Origin of the sequence: Streptomyces gamaensis (assembly GCF_042656465.1) — a bacterium.
Classification (GTDB): Bacteria; Actinomycetota; Actinomycetes; order Streptomycetales; family Streptomycetaceae; genus Streptomyces; species Streptomyces gamaensis.
In genome coordinates this window covers 401500-424729 of sequence record NZ_JBHSPB010000002.1, presented here as the reverse complement: position 1 = coordinate 424729, position 23230 = coordinate 401500, and the positions used below count along the sequence as shown (strand labels likewise).

The 23230-nt window shown below is 72.2% G+C and carries 1 protein-coding gene; it reads right to left on the bottom strand.

The genetic code is table 11. The features are described from left to right. Positions 1 to 49: 49 nt before the first annotated feature. Positions 50 to 23155, bottom strand: coding sequence for a type I polyketide synthase (locus ACFP1Z_RS04425; RefSeq protein WP_390314516.1), 23106 nt, complete (start codon positions 23153 to 23155; stop codon positions 50 to 52). Positions 23156 to 23230 lie beyond the last annotated feature (75 nt).

Sequence of the window (23230 nt, the reverse complement as noted above, 5' to 3'; positions counted from 1 at the left end):
TGCAGACTTACCGGAATTCGGCAAGGGATTCACCGGGACGCCGGAATCGTCAGGAGATCCCGAATTCCTTGCCGAGCAGATCGAACATTTCGTCGTCCGTGGCCGTTTCCAGATCGCCGCTCATTCCAGGGTCTTCCGGCGCCTTGCCGGAACTTCCGGCAACTGCCAGGAGACTGTGGAGCTTTGACACGATCCGGTCGTGGGCATCGCCCTGAGCCACCTTCGCGAGCAATTCTTGTTCGAGCCTGTCGAGATCGGCAAGTAGGGATTCCACTAGGCCGGGTCCGGCCGCCGGCGCCGTCTCCGCGAGCACGTGCCGGGCCAGGAGAGCGGGCGTCGGACAGTCGAAGACCAGCGTCGCGGGCAGCCGCAGCCCGGTGGCCTTGTTCAGCCGGTTGCGGAGTTCGACGGCCGTCAGCGAGTCGAAGCCCAGGTCCTGGAAGGCGTGTTCCGGCTGGACCGTGCGGTCCGAGGCGTGGCCCAGGACCGCGGCGACCTCGGCCCGTACCAGGTCCAGCACGGTCTTGTCGCGCTCGCTCTCCGGCAGGCCCGCCAGGCGGTCCGCCAGGGAGGACGCGGAGGGCGCTGCCGCCGTCCGGTCGTTCCTGCGGGCGGGCGCCGGTGCCAAGGACCGCAGCACCGCCGGGGGTTCACCGGTGCGCAGCGCACGGGTGTCGATGCGGACCGGGGCGAGCACCGGCTCGTCCGAGGCCAGTGCCGCGTCGAACAGCCGCAGTCCCTCCTGGGACGACAGCGGCAGTACGCCGCTGCGCGCCATGCGCGCCCGGTCGGCCTCGGCGAGACCGTCGGTCATCGCACCGGACTGCTCCCACACTCCCCACGCCAGCGATATGGCCGGCAGACCGTCGCGGCGAAGGCGGGCGGCGAAGGCGTCGAGGAAGGAATTCGCCGCCGCGTAACTCGCCTGTCCCGCGCTGCCGACGATTCCGGCGACGGAGGAGAAGAGGACGAAGGCGGCCAGGTCCATGTCCCGGGTGCACTCGTGAAGGTTGAGTACGGCGTCCACCTTGGGCCGGAATACCTCGCGCATCCTTTCCGGTGTGAGCGCGGAGACGACTCCGTCGTCGAGAAGGCCCGCGGTGTGCACGACGGCCGACAGCGGGTGGCCGTCGAGCGTGTCCAGCATCGCGGAGACGGCTTCCCGGTCCGCCATGTCGCAGGCCGCCCAGGTGACTTCGGCACCCCACTCGGACAGCTCGGCGGTCAGCTCGGCCGCTCCGTCGGCCTCCGCGCCCCGGCGGCTCGCCAGCAGCAGCCGGCGCGCCTTGTGCTCGGAGACCAGGTGGCGGGCGACGAGTCCGCCCAGCGCCCCGGAGGCACCGGTCACCAGGACCGTGCCGTCCCCGAAGTCCGGCGTACTCCCGGCAGCAGCGGACGACTTCGCCAGCCGCGGTACGAGCACCTCCTCGCCGCGTACCGCGCACTGCGGCTCACCGGACGCGACCACCGAAGGCAGCACACCCACCGCCGCACCGAGGTCCTCCGCCTCCACCAGCACGAACCGCTCCGGGTGCTCCGACTGCGCCGACCGCATCAGCCCCCATACCGCCGCATGCGCCAGATCACCAGGAACCGTCACCAGCACCAGCCGGCCAGGACGGTCCTCCGCCAGCCACCACTGCACCAACTCCAGGACGGAGGCGGCGACGGTGTGCATCCGCTGTGCGGTGTCCTCGCCGGTTCCCACGGGGCACGGCACGACCGCGACCTCGGGCAGGGCGGGTTCGGCGGTGAGGGCAGCCAGGTCCGCGTACGTCCGTACGTCGAGTTCGGCACTCTCGCCGAGTGTCACCGGCTGCCATGCGAGACCGTACAGCCAGTCGCCGTTGCCTGTTTCGCGCAGTTGCTCCCGGGAGACCGGCCGCAGCGACAGCGTGTCGACCGTGGCCACCAGGCCGCCGGCGGTGTCGGCCACGGCCAGCGACACCGCGTCGCTGCCCGCCGGCGAGACCCTGACCCGCAACGCCGTCGCGCCGACGGCCCGTACGCTCACTCCGGACCAGGCGAAGGGCAGCAGCGGCCCGTCCCCGACGGTGACGGCACCGCCCGCGCCGATCGCGTGGAGCGCGGCGTCCAGCAGCGCCGGGTGCAGGGCGAACGCGCCCGCCTCCGTGTCCTCGGCGAGGGCGACCTCGGCGAGGACGTCGTCCCCGGCGCGCCACACCGACCGCAGGCCCTGGAAGACCGGGCCGTATTCCAGGCCGACTTCGGACAGGTTCTCGTAGAAGGCCGTCAGGTCGACGGGTTCGGCGCCCGCCGGCGGCCAGGTGCCGAAGTCGGGTACGTACGAGGGTTCCGGCTGGTCCGTCAGGTAGCCGACGGCGTGCCGGACCCACGGCTCGTCCTCCGTGGCGCTCTCCCGCCGCGAGTGGACGGTCACCGCGCGCCGGCCCTGCTCCTCTTCGGCACCGACCCACACCTGCACGGCCACGCCCCCGCTCTCGGGGACGATCAGCGGCGTTTCCAGGGTCAGGTCCTCGATGCGCGCGCAGCCGGCCTCGTCGCCCGCGCGCACGGCGAGTTCCACGAGCGCGGTTCCCGGCAGCAGCACGCTGCCCATGACCGTGTGGTCGGCGAGCCAGGGGTGGGTCTTGAGCGAGAGCCGCCCGGTGACCAGGTGTCCGCCGACGCCCGGGAGCGCGACTGCCGCGCCCGCCAGCGGGTGCTCGGCCGCTCCCAGCCCGAGTCCGGCGGCAGCGGCTCCACCGGTGAACTCCTCGGGCGCGTCCAGCCAGTAACGCTCGTACTGGAAGGCGTAGGTGGGCAGCTCGACGCGGTGGGCGCCGGGGAAGAACGCGTGCCAGTCCGGGGACGGGGAGACACCGTGTACGTGGAGTTCGGCGAGGGCCGTGACGACGGACTGCGGCTCGGGGCGGTCGGCACGCAGGACCGGGACGGTGAGCGCGTCGTCCAAGCAGCCTTGCGTCATGCCGCTGAGGACGCCGCCGGGGCCGATCTCGACGAAGGTGGTCACGCCGTGGTCGTGCAGGGTGCGGATGCCGTCGGCGAAACGGACCGCTTCACGGACGTGACGGACCCAGTACTCGGGCGCGTAAGGCTCAGCCAGAGCCCCCGTCAGGTTCGACACCACGGGGATCGTGGGCTCGTTGAAGGTCAGTCCGCTGACAACCGCACGGAATTCGTCGAGCATCGGGTCCATCAGCGGCGAGTGGAACGCGTGACTGACCTTCAGCCGGGACGTCTTACGACCCTGCTGGGCGAAGACCTCCGCGACCGCCAATACGGCCTCTTCGGCGCCGGAAACCACCACCGACTGCGGTCCGTTGATGGCCGCGATCCCCACGCTGTCGGTCAGGTGCGGCAGGACCTCGTCCTCCGTGGCCTGCACCGCCACCATCGCCCCGCCGACAGGCAACGCCTGCATCAGCGCGGCACGCGCCGACACCAGCCTCGCCGCGTCCTGAAGCGACAACACACCCGCCACATGCGCGGCCGCGATCTCCCCCACCGAGTGACCCGCCACGAAGTCCGGCCGGATTCCCCACGATTCGAGGAGCCGGAACAACGCCACCTCAATGGCGAACAGCGCGGGCTGCGTGCACCCGGTCTGGTTCAACTCCTCCGAGTCGACATCGACCGCCACCTCCAGCAGCGCACACACCTCGTCATACGCGGCCGCGAACACCGGGAACGCCGCGTACAGCTCCCGGCCCATCCCCAGCCGCTGCGACCCCTGACCCGAGAACAGGAAACCGGTCTTGCCGACCGCGCTCGCCTCGCCCACGACGATCCGCGCGGACGGGGAGTCGTCGGCCAGCGCGCGCAGCGCCGTCAGGAGTTCTTCCCTGCTCTCCCCCATCACTATCGCCCGGTGCTCCATCGAGGAGCGGGTCGTGGCCAGCGAGAAGCCGACGTCCGTCGGCTGTGCTCCGGCGTCCACGGAGGACAGCAGCCGCTCGGCCTGACCGCGCAGCGCGTCCTCGGTCTTCGCCGACAGCACCCACGGCACCACCACCGGGGCCGGCTCTGGAGTGGAGGACAACTCGGCTGCGACAGGCGCCTGCTCGACGATCACGTGGGCGTTGGTGCCGCTGATGCCGAACGACGAGATGCCCGCACGGCGCGGACCGTCCGCCTCCCAGTCGACGGCCTCGGTCAGCAGCCGTACCGCCCCCGCCGACCAGTCCACGTGCGGCGTCGGCTCGTCGACATGCAAGGTCTGCGGCAGCACGCCATGACGCATCGCCATGACCATCTTGATCACACCGGCGACACCGGCGGCGGCCTGCGCGTGACCGATGTTGGACTTCAACGAGCCCAGCCACAACGGACGTTCCTCCGGCCGCTCCTGACCGTACGTCGCCAGCAGCGCCTGCGCCTCGATCGGGTCACCCAACTTCGTGCCCGTACCGTGCGCCTCCACCACGTCCACCTCGGCCGCAGACAGCCCGGCGGCGGCCAGCGCCTGCCGAATGACCCGCTGCTGCGAAGGACCGTTCGGCGCCGTCAGACCATTCGACGCACCGTCCTGGTTGACGGCCGTACCCCGCACGACAGCCAGCACCTGATGCCCATTGCGCTGCGCGTCCGACAGCCGCTCCACGAGCAGCATGCCCGCGCCCTCGGCCCACCCGGTACCGTCCGCACCCGCCGCGAACGCCTTGCACCGCCCGTCGGGCGACAGCCCGCGCTGACGGCTGAACTCCACGAACGTCGAAGGAGTCGCCATGACGGTGACACCGCCGACCAGGGCCATCGAGCACTCGCCGTTCCGCATGGCCTGAGCGGCCAGGTGGAGGGCCACGAGCGACGACGAGCACGCCGTGTCGACCGTGACCGCCGGACCTTCGAGGCCGAAGGTGTAGGAGACGCGGCCGGAGGCGATGCTGCCCGCGCTGCCGCTGCCCAGATAGGCGTCCATGCCTTCCGGCGCCGTCTTCACGCGCCCGCCGTAGTCGTGGTACATCACGCCGGCGAAGACACCGGTCCGGCTGCCGCGCACCGAGGCCGGATCGATCCCGGCCCGCTCGAACGCCTCCCACGAGGTCTCCAGCAGCAGCCGCTGCTGCGGGTCCATGGCGAGTGCCTCGCGCGGCGAGATCCCGAAGAACGCCGGGTCGAACTCGGCTGCTTCGTGGAGGAATCCACCGAGACGGACGTAGGACTTGCCGGCGCGGTCGGGGTCCGGGTCGTAGAGGTTCTCGACGTCCCAGCCCCGGTCCTCGGGGAACCCGGAAATCGCGTCGCGGCCGGAGAACACCAGCTGCCACAGGTCTTCGGGCGACCGCACCCCTCCGGGGTAGCGGCAGGCCATCCCCACGATGGCGATCGGCTCGTCCGCCGCTGCCGTGGTGACCGCAGCGGCCTCGGCCTGCTCCTGGACGCCCAGCGTCTCGGCCAGCAGGAAGCGGGACAGGGCGACGGGCGTCGGGTAGTCGAAGACCATCGTCGCGGGCAGCCGCAGACCCGTCGCCGTGTTCAGCCGGTTCCGCAGCTCCACCGAGGTGAGCGAGTCGAAACCGGCTTCCTGGAAGGCGAGTTCCGGCTGGATCGCCTGGACCGAAGCGTGCCCGAGTACTGCGGCGACCTCGGTACGGACGAGTTCCAGCACCGTCTGCTCGCGCTCGGCCTCCGGCAGCCCGGCCAGCCGCTGCCCCAGGGATCCCTTCGGCGCGGCCGGGGCCGTACGCCGCGCGGTGCCGCGTACGGGGCCGCGCAGTGCCCGCAGCACCGGGGGTGTCGTCCCCCGTATCCCGCCGAGGTCCAGCCGCAGCGGGGCTACGGCCGCCCGGTCCGAGGCCAGCGCCGCGTCGAACAGGCGCAGTCCCTCCTCGACGGTGATGGGCGCCAGGCCCACCCGCTTGAGGCGGACGAGGTCCGCCTGGTCGAGCCGGTCGGCCATGCCGCTGCCCTGCTCCCACAGGCCCCATGCGAGCGAGGTCGCGGGGAGGCCCTGTGCGCGACGGGCTTCGGCGAAGGCGTCGAGGAAGGTGTTCGCCGCCGCGTAGTTGCCCTGGCCGGCGCTGCCCAGGATGCCGGACACCGACGAGAAGACCACGAACGCCGAGAGCCCGCCCGTCAGTTCGTGGAGGTTCAGCACGGCGTCGACCTTCGGGCGCAGCACCGCGTCCAGGCGTTCCGGAGTCAGCGCGGCGATCACACCGTCGTCGAGGACGCCGGCCGTGTGCACGACGGCGGTCACGGGTGTGTCCGCGAGGGCCCCGGTCAGGGCGTCGCGGTCGGCTGCGTCGCAGGCCGCCCAGCGCACCTGGGCGCCGGACGCGGAGAGTTCGGCTTCCACTTCGGCCGCGCCGGGGGCGGCCGCGCCGCGTCGGCTGAGCAGCAGCAGGCTGCGTACGCCGTGTTCGCTCACGAGGTGGCGGGCGACGAGTCCGCCCAGCGCCCCGGACGCACCGGTCACGAGAACCGTGCCGTCCCCGAAGTCCGGCGTACTCCCGGCAGCAGCGGACGACTTCGCCAGCCGCGGTACGAGCACCTCCTCGCCGCGTACCGCGCACTGCGGCTCACCGGACGCGACCACCGAAGGCAGCACACCCACCGCCGCACCGAGGTCCTCCGCCTCCACCAGCACGAACCGCTCCGGATGCTCCGACTGCGCCGACCGCACCAAACCCCACACCGCCGCATGCGCCAGATCACCAGGAACCGTCACCAGCACCAGCCGACCCGGACGATCCTCCGCCAGCCACCACTGCACCAACTCCAGTACGGAGGCGGTGACTTCGCGGACCCGGGTGGCCGTGTCGGCTTCGGGCCCGGACGGGCACGGCACTACGGCGATGTCCGGCTCGCTTGTCGACTCGCGCAGTGCGTCGAAGTCCGCGAAGGACTCGATCGCCGGCACGTCCACAGCGGAGGGCAGGGTGAGCGGCGTCCACTCCAGTGCGAACAGCGGGTCGCCGGCACTGGCACCACGCAGTTGCTCCGCCGATACGGCACGCAGCGTCAGCGAGTCGACCGAGGCCACCGGATCACCTGTGCCGTCGGCCACGGTGATCGTCACCGAATCGGCGCCCGTGCGCGACAGCTTCACCCGGACCATGGCCGCACCGGCCGCCTGGACGGCGACACCGGACCATGCGAACGGCAGCTGAGGCCCGTCGGTGAGAGAGACCAGCCCGCCGGCGGCCAGGGCGTGCAGGGCGGCGTCCAGCAGCGCCGGGTGCACGGCGAAGGAAGCCGCGTCGGCACGCGCGTCCTCCGGCAGTTCGACCTCGGCGAAGACGTCGTCCCCGCTGCGCCACACCGACCGCAGGCCCTGGAAGACCGGGCCGTACTCCAGACCGACTTCGGTCAAGTCCTCGTAGAACGCCGTCAGATCGACGGCCTCCGCACCCGCCGGCGGCCATGCGCCCACGGCTGCGGGGGACACCTCCGCCGAGGACAGTACGCCGGTCGCATGCCGCGCCCACGGACCGTCTCCGACGCGTGAGTGCACGCTCAGCTGCCGTCGGCCGGACGTGTCCTCGGCACCGACCGACACCTGCAGGGTGACACTGCCGCGCTCGGGAACCACCAGGGGCGTCGCCAGCGCGAGTTCGTCGATCTGCCCGCAGCCGACCTCGTCGCCCGCCCGGACGGCCAGCTCGACGAACGCGGTGCCGGGCAGCAGGACCTTGCCGTTGACGGCGTGGTCGGCGAGCCACGGGTGGGTGTCCAGTGAGATCAGCCCGGTGAGCAGAATGCCGTCACTGTCGGCGGTCGCGATCGCGGCACCGAGCAGCGGGTGATCCGCCGACCCCAGACCGGCGGCCCGGACGTCGCCGGGTGCCTGGGGGACGTCGAGCCAGTAACGCTCGTACTGGAAGGCGTAGGTGGGCAGATCGACGGTTCGCGCACCGGGGAAGAGGGCGCGCCAGTCCGGGGAGACACCGTGCACGTGCAACTGTCCGACGGCGGTGACGACTGCTTGCGGCTCGGGGCGGTCGGCACGCAGGACCGGGACGGTGAGCGCGCCGTCCAGGCAGCCCTGGGTGAGGGCGCTCAGGACACCACCGGGGCCGATCTCCACGAAGGTGGTCACACCCGACTCGTGCAGGGTCTGCACCCCGTCGGCGAAGCGCACGGCTTCACGGACGTGGCGGACCCAGTACTCGGCCGTGTAAGGCTCCGCCAGACGACCAGTCAGGGTTGACACCACCGGGATGCGCGACTCGTTGAACGCCAGCCCGCCGACAACCGCACGGAACTCGTCCAGCATCGGATCCATCAGCGGCGAGTGGAACGCGTGACTGACCTTCAGCCGCGACGTCTTACGACCCTGCTGGGTGAAGACCTCCGCGATCGCCAGCACCGCGTCCTCAGCGCCGGAAATCACCACCGACTGCGGTCCGTTGATGGCCGCGATTCCGACGTTGTCGGTCAGGTGCGGCAGGACCTCCTCCTCCGTGGCCTGCACCGCCACCATCGCCCCGCCGGCGGGCAACGCCTGCATCAGCGCGGCACGCGCCGACACCAGCCTCGCCGCATCCCGAAGCGACAACACCCCGGCCACATGCGCGGCCGCGACCTCACCGACGGAATGACCAGCCACACAGTCCGGGCGGATCCCCCAGGACTCCAGCAGCCGGAACAACGCCACCTCGACCGCGAACAACGCAGGCTGCGTACGGCCGGTCTGGTGCAACTCCTCCGTATCGACGTCAACCGGCGCGTCCAGATGCACGCACACCTCGTCGTAGGCCGCTGCGAACACCGGGAACGCCTCGTACAGCTCCCGGCCCATACCGATCCGCTGCGACCCCTGGCCGGAGAAGAGGAACCCGACCTTGCCGCCGGCCGGACGCCCGAGCACCACACCCGACGACGCCACACCGGACGCCAAGTCCCCAAGGCCACGAAGAAGTTCCTCACGGTTCTCCCCCACCACCACCGCCCGGTGCTCCAGCACCGAACGATTCGTGGCCAGCGAGAAACCGACATCAGCCGGCCGCGCCTCGGCATCCACAAAGGACATCAGTCGCTCGGCCTGACTCCGCAGCGCCGCCTCGGTCTTTGCCGACAGCACCCACAGCACCGGCCCGGCAATCGCCTCGCGGACGGGCTCCTCGCCCGCCGGGACATGCTCGACGATCACGTGCGCGTTCGTACCGCTGACACCGAAGGACGAGATGCCCGCACGGCGTGGACCGTTGGCTTCCCAGTCGACGGCCTCGGTCAGCAGCCGTACCGCCCCGGCCGACCAGTCCACGTGCGGCGTCGGCTCGTCCACGTGCAAGGTCTGCGGCAGCACGCCATGACGCATCGCCATGACCATCTTGATGATGCCGCCGACACCGGCGGCAGCCTGTGCGTGGCCGATGTTGGACTTCAACGAGCCCAGCCACAACGGTCGTTCCTCCGGCCGCTCCTGACCGTACGTCGCCAGCAGCGCCTGCGCCTCGATCGGGTCACCCAGCCGCGTGCCCGTACCGTGCGCCTCCACCGCATCCACGTCCGACGCAGACAGCCCGGCAGCCGCCAGGGCCTCCCGGATCACCCGCTGCTGCGCAGGACCGTTCGGCGCCGTCAGACCATTCGACGCACCGTCCTGATTGACAGCCGTGCCCCGTACCACAGCCAGCACCTGATGCCCGTTACGGCGTGCGTCGGAGAGCCGCTCCACGAGCAGCATGCCCGCGCCCTCGGCCCACCCGGTGCCGTCCGCACCCGCCGCGAACGCCTTGCAACGGCCGTCCGGCGACAGACCGCGCTGACGGCTGAACTCCACGAAGACCGACGGGCCGGCCATCACGGTGACGCCGCCGACGAGAGCCATCGAGCACTCGCCGTTCCGCAGCGACTGGGCCGCCAGGTGCAGAGCCACGAGCGACGACGAGCACGCGGTGTCGACCGTGACCGCCGGACCCTCAAGGCCGAAGGTGTAGGAGACACGGCCCGAAGCGACGCTGCCCGCGCTGCCGTTGACGAGGTAGCCCTCAAGGCCCGCCGGGGAGGTGTGCACGCGGCCGCCGTAGTCGTGGTACATCACGCCGGCGAACACCCCGGTCCGGCTGCCGCGCACCGAGGCCGGATCGATCCCGGCCCGCTCGAACGCCTCCCACGACGTCTCCAGCAGCAGCCGCTGCTGCGGATCCATCGCCAGCGCCTCACGCGGGGAGATCCCGAAGAACTCCGCGTCGAAGTCGGCCGCTTCGTGCAGGAAGCCGCCTTCTCGGGTGTAGCTGGTGCCCCACTGGTCGGGGTCGGGGTCGTAGAGGTTCTCCACGTCCCAGCCCCGGTCCTCGGGGAACCCGGAGACCGCGTCACGGCCGGAGAACACCAGCTGCCACAGATCCTCGGGCGACCGCACCCCTCCGGGATACCGGCAGGCCATCCCCACGATCGCGATCGGCTCGTCCGCCGCGACGGCGACCGTGGAGGCGGTGGCCGTCACCGGTGCCTCTTCGGCGCCTGTGGCCTCGGTGGTGAGGTAGCGGGCGAGGGCGAGCGGGTTCGGGTAGTCGAAGATCAGCGTGGCGGGCAGGCGCAGTCCGACGGCCGAGTTGAGCCGGTTGCGCAGTTCGACGGCGGTCAGCGAGTCGAAGCCGATGTCCTTGAACGAGTCGTCCGCGCCGACCGATTGGCTGTCGGCGTGCCCGAGCACGGCCGCGACCTCGGTACGTACCAGCTCCAGCACCGTCTGCTCGCGCTCGGCCTCCGGCAGCCCGGCCAGCCGCTGCCCCAGGGAGGACGAGGCCGCCTTGGCCGCCGTCGCCGTGCGCCGTGCCGGGGCGACGCGGACCAGGCCGCGCAGGACGGACGGCACGGGCTGCCCCTGTCCGTCCCGGAAGGCGGAGGTGTCGAGCCGGATCGGGACGACGGTGGCCCGCCCGGTGGCAAGGCCGGCGTCGAACATCCGCAGGCCCTCGGCCGGCGGGATCGCGGCCAGACCCATGCGCTTGATGCGGGTGAGATCGGTGTGGTCGAGACCGCCGGTCATCGCGCTGTCGCTGTCCTGCGCCCACAGGCCCCAGGCCAGCGAGGTGGCGGGCAGCCCCTGGTCCCGGCGATGCTCGGCGAGGGCGTCGAGGAAGGTGTTGGCGGCGGCGTAGTTGCCCTGGCCCGGGGTGCCGAGGGTGCCGGCCACGGAGGAGAACAGCACGAACGCGGTCAGGTCACCGGCCAGTTCGTGCAGGTTCAGCGCCGCGTCGACCTTGGGCCGGAACACGCCGTCCAGGCGCTCGGGCGTCAGCGCGGCGACGACTCCGTCGTCCAGGACGCCCGCCGTGTGGACGACAGCAGACAGCGTGCGGTCGGCGAGGAGGTCACGGACGGCGTCGCGGTCGGCCACGTCGCAGGCGGCCCAGGCGACCTCGGCGCCCTGCGCACTCAGCTCGGCGGCGAGCTCCGCCGCGCCGGGCGCGTCCCCGCCCCGGCGGCTGACCAGGAGCAGGCTGCGTACTCCGTGTTCGCTCACCAGATGCCGGGCGACGAGCCGGCCCAGACCGCCCGAGGCGCCGGTCAACAACACGGTGCCGGATCCGAGTTCGGGGAGCTCCTGCTCCGCGTCCGGCACGGCGATACGGGCCAGTCGCGGCACCCGGACCTCGCCCCCGCGCACCTCGGCCTGCGGCTCGCCCGAAGCGAGCAGGCCGGGCAGCAGCCCGGCAAGACCGTCGACCTCGCCCTCGTCGGAGTCGACGTCGACGTCGACGTCGACGAGGACGAAACGGCCGGGGTTCTCGCTCTGCGCCGAGCGCACCAGTCCGCGAACCGCCGACTGGTCCAGGTCCCCGGCGCGCGTCACCAGCACCAGTCGCGACGGACGGTCCTCGGCCAGCCACCACTGCATCAGCCGCAGCACGGAGTCGGCGACCTCACGGACCCGGGCGGCGGTGCCTTCACCGGTCCCTGTCGGGCACGGTACGACCACGGCGTCGGCGTCCGGCACCGGGTCCGCGGCCCGCAGTGCCGCGAAGTCCCCGTACGTCTCCACCCTGGTGCCGTCGGGCACGGGCGGCAGGGCGAGCGGCGTCCAGTCCAGGCCGAACAGCGAGTCGCCGTCACCGGAACCACCGCGCAACTGCTCGGCGGATACCGGGCGCAGGGTCAGCGAGTCGATACGCGCGACCGGCTCCCCGGTGCCGTCGGCCAGCGTCAGCGACACCGTGGCGGTGCCCGCGCGCGACACCTTCACGCGCAGGGCGGCGGCCCCGGTGGCGGCCAGGCGTACACCGCTCCAGGCGAACGGCAGCAGCCCGTGACCGGTTCCGGCCTCGGGTTCGACCGCGCCCAGCCACACGGTGTGCAGGGCCGCGTCGAACAGCGCGGGGTGCAGTCCGTACGCGCCCGCCCCGGTGCGCTCCGCCCCGGTCAGTTCCACCTCGGCGAAGAAGTCGTCCCCACTCCGCCACGCGGCACGCAGCCCCTGGAAGGCCGGCCCGTAGTCGAGGGCCATGCCCGCGAGTTGCTCGTAGAAGCCGTAGGCATCGACCGGCTCCGCGCCCACGGGCGGCCACGTGGCGAGCGAGCCGTCCACCGGACCCGTGGCGGCGGACAGCGTGCCGGAGGCGTGCCGCACCCAGGTCCGTCCGGCCTCGTACGTGTCCCCGTCGTCGATCCGTGAGTGCACGGTCAGCGGCCTGCGGCCCGCGCCGTCGTCGGCGCCCACGCGCACCTGGAGGGCGACACCTCCGCGCTCGGGCACGCGCAGCGGCGCCTCCAGCGTCAGCTCCTCCAGCAAGTCACAGCCCACGGCGTCGGCGGCGGTGACGGCCAGTTCGACGAACGCGGTTCCCGGCAGCAGGACAACCCCGTTCACGGCGTGATCCGCCAGCCACGGGTGCGTGTGCAATGAGAGCCGCCCGGTGAGCAGTTGGCCGTCACCGTCGGCCAGCGGTACGGCGGCCCCGAGCAGGGGGTGTCCGGCCTCGCCCTGGCCCACGGCACGCATGTCGCCGACCGAGGCGGGGGCGTCGAGCCAGTAGCGCTCACGCTGGAAGGCGTAGGTGGGCAGATCGACGGTCCGTGCACCGGGGAAGAACACGTGCCAGTCCGGGGAGATGCCCTGGACGTGCAGCTGTCCGACGGCAGTGACGGCGGCTTGCGGCTCGGGGCGGTCGGCGCGCAGGACCGGGACGGTGAGCGCGCCGTCCACGCAGCCCTGAGTGAGCGCGCTCAGGACACCGCCGGGGCCGATCTCCACGAACGTGCTCACGCCGAATTCGTGCAGGGTCTGCACGCCGTCGGCGAAGCGGACCGCTTCACGGACGTGACGGACCCAGTACTCGGCCGTATAAGCCTCCGCCAGACGACCCGTCAGGGTCGACACCACCGGAATCCGCGCCTCGTTGAAGGACAGGCCTTCAACGACCACGCGGAACTCGACCAGCATCGGATCCATCAGCGGCGAGTGGAACGCGTGACTGACCTTCAGCCGGGACGTCTTACGACCCTGCCCGGCGAAAACCTCCGCGATCGCCAGCACCGCGTCCTCAGCGCCGGAAATCACCACGGAATGCGGGCCGTTGATTGCAGCGATCCCGACGTTGTCGATCAGGTGCGGCAGGACCTCGTCCTCCGTGGCCTGCACCGCCACCATCGCCCCACCAGCAGGCAACGCCTGCATCAGCGCGGCACGCGCCGACACCAGCTTCGCCGCGTCCTGAAGCGACAGCACCCCGGCCACATGCGCGGCCGCGATCTCACCCACCGAGTGACCGGCTACAAAGTCCGGGCGGATGCCCCAGGACTCCAGCAGCCGGAACAACGCCACTTCAATGGCGAACAGCGCAGGCTGAGTGCACCCGGTCTGGTGCAACTCCTCCGTATCGACGTCAACCGGCGCGTCGAGATACGCACACACCTGGTCGTACGCCTCCGCGAACACCGGGAACGCCTCGTACAACTCCCGACCCATCCCCAGCCGCTGCGACCCCTGACCCGAGAACAGGAAACCGACCTTGCCCTCGGCCCTGGCGCGCCCGGTCACCACGTTCGCCGCCGGTTCTCCGGCCGCGAGCGCGGCCAGCCCCGCGCGCAGTTCGTCCGGGTCGGCGCCGACCACGGCGGCCCGGTGTTCCAGTCCCGACCGGGCGACGGCGAGCGAGAACCCGGTGTCCGGCAGCGGGACTTCGTCAGCGGCGTACTCCAGCAGGCGCTCCGCCTGCGCCCGCAGCGCTGCCTCGCTCTTCGCCGAGAGCACCCATGGCACGACCCCACCGGAGTCCGGCGTCGGAGCCGGCTCCTCCATGGTCGGCGCCTGCTCGATGATCGTGTGCGCGTTGGTGCCGCTGATACCGAAGGAGGACACCGCCGCGCGGCGCGGCAGGTCGTCCGAGGGCCACTCCACGGACTCGGTGAGCAGTCGCACGGCACCCGCCGACCAGTCCACGTGCGGCGTGGGCTCGTCCACGTGCAGGGTTCGCGGCAGCACACCGTGGCGCATCGCCATGACCATCTTGATGATGCCGGCCACGCCTGCGGCGGCCTGCGTGTGGCCGATGTTGGACTTGACGGAGCCGATCCACAACGGCCGTTCTTCCGTGCGCTCCTGACCGTACGTCGCCAGCAGCGCCTGCGCCTCGATCGGGTCGCCCAACTTGGTGCCCGTGCCGTGCGTTTCGACCGCGTCCACGTCGGCGGGCGACAGCCCGGCGGCGGCCAGCGCCTGCCGGATGACCCGCTGCTGCGAAGGACCGTTCGGCGCCGTCAGACCGTTCGACGCACCGTCCTGATTGACTGCCGTACCGCGCACCACGGCGAGGATCCGGTGTCCGTTGCGCTGTGCGTCCGACAGCCGCTCGACCAGCAGCATGCCGACGCCCTCGCCCCAGCCCGTGCCGTCCGCACCTTCAGCGAACGCCTTGCAGCGGCCGTCCGGCGACAGCCCGCGCTGACGGCTGAACTCCACGAACATGTCCGGCGTGGTCATCACGGTGACACCGCCGACCAGGGCCATGGAGCACTCGCCGTTCCGCAGCGCCTGGGCCGCCAAGTGCAGGGCGACCAGCGACGACGAGCACGCCGTGTCGACCGTGACCGCCGGGCCCTCAAGGCCGAAGGTGTAGGAGATGCGGCCGGAGACCACCGAGGCGGCCTTGCCGGTGAGGACGTAACCCTCGATCTCCTCGGGCGCGTTGCGCAGCCCGTTGGCGTAGTCCTGGCCGTTCGTGCCGATGAAGACACCGGTCCGGTCGGCACGTACGGAGGAGGGGGCGATGCCGGCGCGCTCGAACGCCTCCCACGCGGTCTCCAGCAGCAGCCGCTGCTGCGGGTCCATGGCGAGAGCCTCACGCGGCGAGATCCCGAACACGGCGGCGTCGAAGCGGTCGGCGCCCTGGACGAAGCCGCCCTCGCACGCGTACGTCCTGCCGGGCCGGTCGGGGTCCGGGTCGTAGAGGGAGTCGATGTCCCAGCCGCGGTCGGTGGGGAACCCGGACACCGCGTCGCGGCCGTCCCGCAGCAGCTCCCACAGGTCCTCGGGCGACTCGACGCCGCCGGGGAAGCGGCAGCTCATCGCCACGATCGCGAGGGGCTCGTCGCTCGCGACGGCCGTGGCCCGCGCCGCCGCACCGGGCTCCGTCCCGTGCCGGCCGAGGAGTTCCTCGCGCAGATGACGGGCGAGGGCGGTGGGGGTGGGGTGGTCGTAGACCAGAGTGGCGGGCAGCTTGAGACCGGTGGCGGTGTTGAGCCTGTGGCGCAGTTCGACGGCGGTGAGCGAGTCGAAGCCGGTCTCGCGGAACGTCCGGTCGGCCTCGAAGGCGGCGGCCTTGCCGGTGTGGCCGAGCACGGTGGCGGCCTGCTCGCGGACCAGGTTCAGCAGGATGCGCTCCTGCTCGCCGGGCGCGGTCCCCCGCAGGCTCCGCGCCAGCGCGGACGCGGGCACCTCGGCGGCCCGCGCGGCCCGGTCGCGTGCTTCGAGGGCCGTACGGGCCTCGGGCACCCCGTGCAGCAGCGGGCAGGGGCGCGTGGCGGCGAAGGCCGGGACGAAACGGTCCCAGTCGACGTCCGCGACGGTCACGCACGTCTCGCCGTGTGTCAGCGCGTGGTGCAGTACGGAGATCGACGGGAGGGCCGCGATGGCCCGGATGCCGCGCCTGCGCAGGTGCTCTCCGGCGGCGCCGTCGGCCATGCCGCCGTCGGCCCAGGGCCCCCACGCGACCGCCAGCGCGGGCAGTCCCTGGGCGCGGCGCTGCTCGGCGAGGGCGTCGAGGAAGGCGTTGGCGGCCGCGTAGGCGCCCTGACCGCCGTTGCCCCACACGCCGGTCATCGACGAGAACATCACGAACGCGTCGAGGTCCTGCCGGTCCCGGGTGAGCTCGTGCAGGTGGAGCGCCGCCTGTGCCTTGGGGCGCAGCACCTTGTGCAGCGACTCGGGCGTGAGGGATTCGACCAGGCCGTCGTCGAGGACGCCGGCGGTGTGCACCACGGCGTTGACGGTGTGCAGGTCGAACAGCTCGGTGAGCGCGGTCCGGTCGGCCGCGTCGCAAGCGGCGACCGTGACGCGGGCGCCCAACTCCTCCAGCTCCGCCTTGAGTTCGGCGGCACCAGGGGCGTCGGGGCCCCGGCGGCTGGTGAGCAGCAGGTGCTCGGCTCCGGCCGTCGCGAGCCAGCGGGCGACGTGCCCGCCGAGCGCGCCCGTACCGCCGGTCACGAGTACGGTGCCACGCGGCGACCAGAGCGCGTCCGTCAGAGCCGCGCTCTGCGGGGCGCGCACCAGGCGGCGCACGGACACGCCCGAGGCGCGGACGGCGAGTTGGTCCTCGCCGGCCTGGGTCAGCAGGCCGGCGAGCCGTCGCACCGCCGTGGAGTCGGGTACGCCGGGCAGGTCGACGAGCCCGCCCCACCGCTGCGGCTGCTCCAGGGCGACGACCCGGCCAAGCCCCCACAGCTGCGCGGCGGCGGGGTCGGTGAGCGGGTCCGAGGCGCCGGTGGACACCGCGCCACTGGTCACGCACCACAGCGGGGCCTCGATGCCCGCGTCGCCGAGGGCCTGTACGAGCAGGACGAGGCGTTGGAGCGCCTGCGTCCCCGCAGCGGCGAACACGATGCCGTCGGCCTGCGGACCGGCGTCGGCGAGGACCCGGGCCAACGACTCACGGTCGGTGTCCTCGGTCAGGGTCAACAGGACGATACTGACGCCGAGTTCCGCGAGGCCGTCCTGGATCGCCGCCGTCCACTCGGTCTCCTCGGGCACCACGTAGAGCCAGGTACCGGACGGTACGGCACCGATGTCGCCGAGCGGCTGCCAGGTGATCCGGTAACGCCAGCCGTCGGCAGTGGACTGCTCGCGCCGCTGCCGACGCCAGCCGGACAGCCGGGGGGCCACCACGTCCAACTCGGCCGGGGGCAGCCCCAGGAGAGCGCCGAGGGACTCGTGGTCCTCACTCTCGACGAGGTCCCAGAACTCGGTGTCCATGGCGTCGGCCGCACCCTGAGCAACTGTCTGGGGTGCATCGAGCCAGTAACGCTCGTGCTGGAAGGCGTAGGTGGGCAGCTCGACGCGGTGGGCGCCGGGGAAGAGGGCGTGCCAGTCCGGGGAGAGGCCCTGGACGTGCAGTTGCCCGAGAGCGGTGATGACAGCCTGCGGCTCGGGACGGTCGGCGCGCAGGACCGGGACGGTGAGCGCGCCGTCCACGCAGCCCTGAGTGAGCGCGCTCAGGACACCGCCGGGGCCGATCTCGACGAAGGTGGTCACGCCGTGGTCGTGCAGGGTCTGGACGCCGTCGGCGAAGCGGACCGCTTCACGGACGTGGCGGACCCAGTACTCGGCCGTGTAAGGCTCCGCCAGACGGCCCGTCAGGGTGGAAACCACGGGAATCCGCGCCTCATTGAAGGACAGGCCTTGAACGACCGCACGGAACTCGTCCAGCATCGGGTCCATCAGCGGCGAGTGGAAGGCGTGACTGACCTTCAGCCGGGACGTCTTACGACCCTGCCCGGCGAAAACCTCCGCGATCCCGAGGACAGCATCCTCGGCACCGGAAATCACCACGGACTGCGGGCCGTTGACTGCCGCGATCCCTACGTTGTCGGTCAGGTGCGGCAGGACTTCGTCCTCCGTGGCCTGGACAGCGACCATCGCCCCGCCGACGGGCAGCGCCTGCATCAGCGCAGCACGCGCCGACACCAGCCTCGCCGCATCCTGAAGCGACAACACACCCACCACATGCGCGGCCGCGATCTCACCGACGGAATGACCCGCCACACAGTCCGGGCGGATCCCCCAGGACTCCAGCAGCCGGAACAACGCCACCTCGACCGCGAACAACGCAGGCTGCGTGCACCCGGTCTGGTTCAACTCCTCCGAGTCGACATCGACCGACGTCTCCAGCAGCGCACACACCTCGTCGTAGGCGGCCGCGAACACCGGGAACGCCTCATACAGCTCCCGGCCCATCCCCAGCCGCTGCGACCCCTGACCCGAGAACAGGAAACCGACCCTGCCCCCGGAACGCGCCACCCCCTGCACCACCGAAGCCGACGGAGAACCCGAGGCCAACGCCCGTACAGCATCGGTGAGTTCCTCCAGGCTCTCCCCCACCACCACTGCCCGGTGCTCCAGCGTCGACCGTGTCGTGGCCAGCGAGAGACCGACATCGGCCGGCCGCGCCTCGTCACCCACGAACGACAGAAGCCGCTCGGCCTGACCCCGCAGTGCCGCCTCGCTCTTCGCGGACAGCACCCATGGCACCGGCCCGGCGACCACCTCGCGGACGGGCTCCTCGCCCGCCGGGACGTGCTCGACGACGACGTGCGCGTTCGTGCCGCTGATACCGAAGGAGGAGATGCCGGCCCGGCGCGGGTGGTCCGACTCCGGCCAGTCGACCGCCTCGGTGAGCAGCCGCACGCCGCTCTCCGACCAGTCCACATGCGGCGTGGGTTCATCGACATGCAGCGTCTGCGGCAGCACGCCATGACGCATCGCCATGACCATCTTGATCACACCGGCGACACCGGCGGCGGCCTGCGCGTGGCCGATGTTGGACTTCAACGATCCCAGCCACAACGGCCGTTCCTCCGGCCGCTCCTGACCGTACGTGGCGATCAGGGCTTCCGCCTCGATCGGGTCGCCCAGCTTCGTGCCCGTACCGTGCGCCTCGACCGCGTCCACATCCGCCGCAGACAGCCCGGCAGCGGCCAGCGCCTGCCGGATGACGCGCTGCTGCGAAGGACCGTTCGGTGCCGTCAGACCGTTCGACGCACCGTCCTGGTTGACGGCGGATCCCCGGACGACCGCCAGCACCTGATGCCCGTTACGGCGTGCGTCGCTGAGCCGTTCGACCAGCAGCATGCCGACGCCCTCGGCCCACCCGGTGCCGTCCGCACCGGCCGCGAACGCCTTGCAGCGGCCGTCCGCCGACAGCCCGCGCTGACGGCTGAACTCCACGAACATGCCGGGTGTCGACATCACGGTCACGCCGCCGGCCAGCGCCATCGAGCACTCGCCGCTGCGCAGCGACTGGATCGCCAGGTGCAGGGCCACCAGCGAGGACGAGCACGCCGTGTCGACGGTGACCGCCGGTCCTTCAAGGCCGAAGGAGTAGGCCACCCGGCCCGAGGCGACGCTGGTGGTCGTGCCGGTCAGGAGATAGCCCTCGATGCCCTCCACGGGCTCGTGGAGCCGGGGCCCGTAGTCCTGCGCCGTCGCGCCGATGAACACGCCGGCCCGGCTGCCGCGCAGCGTGGCCGGGTCGATGCCGGCGCGTTCGACGGCCTCCCAGGCGGTCTCCAGGACCAGGCGCTGCTGCGGATCGATCGCGGCGGCCTCGCGGGGGCTGATGCCGAAGAACCCGGCGTCGAAGCCGGCTGCCTCGTGGAGGAATCCGCCTTGTCGCGTCGAGGACTTGCCGGGGGTGCCGGGCTCGGGGTCGTAGAGGGACTCGATGTCCCAGCCCCGGTCGGCGGGGAAGCCGGACACGGCGTCACCGCCGCCGGCGACCAGCCGCCACAGGTCTTCCGGGGAGCGCACCCCGCCCGGGAGGCGGCAGCTCATCGCGACGATCGCGATCGGCTCGTCGGGGTCGGCCACGGTGTCGGGCTCGGCGGCCGCCGCGTCCTCGCCCAGGGCTGCCGTGCTCAGGTGGCGGGCGAGCGCGAGGGGGGTCGGGTGGTCGAAGAGCAGCCCGCTGGGCAGGCGCAGACCGGTCGCCTGCGTGAGCTGGTTGCGCAGTTCGACGGAGCTGAGGGAGTCGAAGCCGAGGTCGTGGAAGGTCCACTCGGTCTCGACCGCCGCGGCTTCGGCGTGTCCGAGCACGGCCGCGATGTTCGTACGGACGAGGTCGAGCACGGTCGCGTCGCGTTCGCTCTCGGGCAGGCTGGCCAGCCGCTGCGCCAGGGCGCCGACGGGGGCGACGGAGGTCCCGGTATCGATGCCGGCGTCGCTGTCGGTGTCTGTTGCCGCGTCCGGCTGCGGGACGGCTGGTGGTGCGTCGGTGACGGTGGCGGCCGGGGTGGTGGTCCCGTCCAGCCAGTACCGGCGTCGCTCGAACGCGTAGGTGGGCAGGGGTGCGTGGCGTGTGCCGCGCCCCTCGAACAGGGCGTGCCAGTCCGGCTCCAGGCCGTGGACGTGCAGTGCCGCGACCGCCGCCAGCAGGGCCTGCGGCTCGGGGCGGCGGGCGCGCAGGGCGGGGACGAACAGGGCTTCGCCGGGCGCACAGGCGCGGGCCAGGGAGGTCAGTACGCCGCCGGGGCCGAGCTCCAGGTAGGTGCGGACGCCCTGCTCGTCGAGGCGGGCGACACCGTCGGCGAAGCGGACCTCGTCGCGGACGTGGCGGACCCAGTACTCGGCCGTGCGTCCCTCGTACTCCTCGGACAACCGGCCCGTCACGTTGGAGACGATCGGGATACGGGGCTGATGGAAGGTCAGGCGTTCGGCCACGCTGCGGAATTCCGCCAGCATGGGTTCCATGTGCGGGGAGTGGAAGGCGTGGCTGACGCGCAGTCGGCTGGTCTTGCGGCCCTGGGCCGCGCAGGCGTCGGCGATCTCGGTGACGAGGTCCTCGTCGCCGGAGACGACGAGGGAGTCCGGGCCGTTGAGCGCGGCGATGCTCACGCGGTCCGCGCGGTCGCCGATGAGGGCGCGTACCTCGTCCTCGGTGCTCTGCACGGCGATCATGGCTCCGCCGGCGGGCAGGGCCTGCATCAACCGGCCGCGTGCGGCGACGAGTTCGCAGGCGTCGGCGAGGGAGAGGACTCCGGCCGTGTGGGCGGCGGCCAGTTCGCCGATGGAGTGGCCCATCAGGACGTCGGGGGTGATGCCCCAGCTCTCCAGCAGCCGGAACAGGGCGACCTCGACGGCGAACAGCGAGGTCTGGGTGTAGAGGGTGCGGTCGAGTTCCGCCGCTTCCTCGGAGCCTTCGGGCGCGAACATGACCTCGCGCAGGGGCCGGGGCAGCCGGGGGTCGAGGTGGGCGCAGATCTCGTCGAGGGCGGCGGCGAACACCGGGAATTTCGCGGCCAGTCCGCGGCCCATTCCGGCGCGCTGGCTGCCCTGGCCGGAGAAGAGGAAGGCGACCTGGTCGCGCGGGCCGACGCGGCCGGTGGTCAGTGCGGCGTCGATGCCTCCGGCGGCCAGTTCACGCAGGGCGCGCAGGAAGTCCGCGCGGTCCTCGCCCACGACGACGGCCCGGTGCTCGAAGGCGGTGCGTCCGGTGGCCAGGGTCCGGCCGATGTCGGAGAGGGCCGGGTCGGGGTGCGCCTCGCCGCGCGTCCCGGGCTGCGCCTCGCCGTGTGTCTCGGGGTGCGCCTCGACATGCGTCTCGGACTGCGTCTCGACGTGCGAGAGGAGTGCGGCGGCCTGGGCGCGCAGCCCGGAGGCGGTCTTGGCGGACAGCGGCCACAGCGTCGGTGCCGTGCTCGGCCGGGGCGCGGGCCCGTCCTCGGCCGTCCGGTGTTCCGCCAGCACCATGTGGCAGTTGGTGCCTCCCATGCCGAAGGAGCTGACGCCGGCGAGCAGCGGGCGGCCGTCCTGGCTGTCCCACGCGCTGTGCCCGTCCTGGACCCGGAGGTTGAGCCGGTCCAGCGGGATCGCGGGGTTGGGGGTCTCGAAGTTGAGGCTGGCGGGCAGTTCGCGGTGGCTGAGCGACAGGGCGACCTTGAGCAGACCGGTGATGCCCGCCGCGCCCTCCAGGTGGCCGACGTTGGTCTTGGCCGAGCCGACCCGCAGGGGCCGGCCAGGGTCGCGGCCCGCGCCGAGCACGGTGCCGAGCGCGGCCGCCTCGACGGGGTCGCCGACCTTGGTGCCGGTGCCGTGCAGCTCGACGTAGCCGACGTGGGCGGGGTCGGCGCCGGCCCGCTCGTAGGCGAGCCGGAGCACCTGCTCCTGCCCGGACTGCAGCGGTACGGTCAGGCCCTTGCCGCCGCCGTCGTTGTTGACGGCGCTGCCGCGGATCACGCAGTAGACCCGGTCCCCGTCGGCGAGGGCCCGGTCGAGGGGCTTGAGGACGACGATGCCGCCGCCCTCGCCCCGGACGTAGCCGTTGGCGCGGGCGTCGAAGGTGTAGCAGCGTCCGTCGGGGGACAGTCCGCCGAACTTCGCGGCGCCCAGGGTGCTTTCGGGGACGATGTTGAGGTTCACGCCGCCCGCCAGCGCGACCGTCGACTCGCCCTTGCGGAGGCTCTCGCAGGCCAGGTGGACCGAGACCAGGGAGGAGGACTGCCCCGAATCGACCGTCAGGCTGGGGCCGTTCAGGCCGAGGAAGTACGAGACCCGGTTGGCGATGATGCTGCGGTGCAGGCCCGTGACGGTGTGCGGGGAGACGGCCGTCAGCCCGGAGCGGTAGTGCAGGGTGGCGTAGTCGTCCCAGATGGCGCCGACGAACACCCCGGTCCGGGTGGAGCGCAGGGTCTCGGCGCGCGTGTGCGCGTCCTCCAGTGCCTCCCAGGCGAGCTCCAGCATGAGCCGCTGCTGCGGGTCCATGGCCGCGGCCTCCTTGGGCGACAGCCCGAAGAAGCCGGCGTCGAAGTGGCCGATGCGGTCGAGGAATCCGCCTCGGCGGATGTCCGTCCTGCCCGGCGCGGAGGTGTCGGCGGCGGCCGCCGCTGCCGCGTCCCACCGGTCCGGCGGCACGTCCGTGATCGCCTCCGCGCCCTCGCTGAGCAGCCGCCAGAAAGCGGCCGGGTCAGCGGCCCCCGGCAGTCGGCACGCGAGGCCGATGACGGCTATGCCATCGGCCGAATCCACCGAACCAGCCTGATTCCCAGTCCCGTTGAGCCCGGACTCGACCATGTTGCGCTCCACCCACCCACATAGAACAAATGAGGCGCCGCGTCATCTTCGCGGCGCCGGCGATCGGCTCGACCG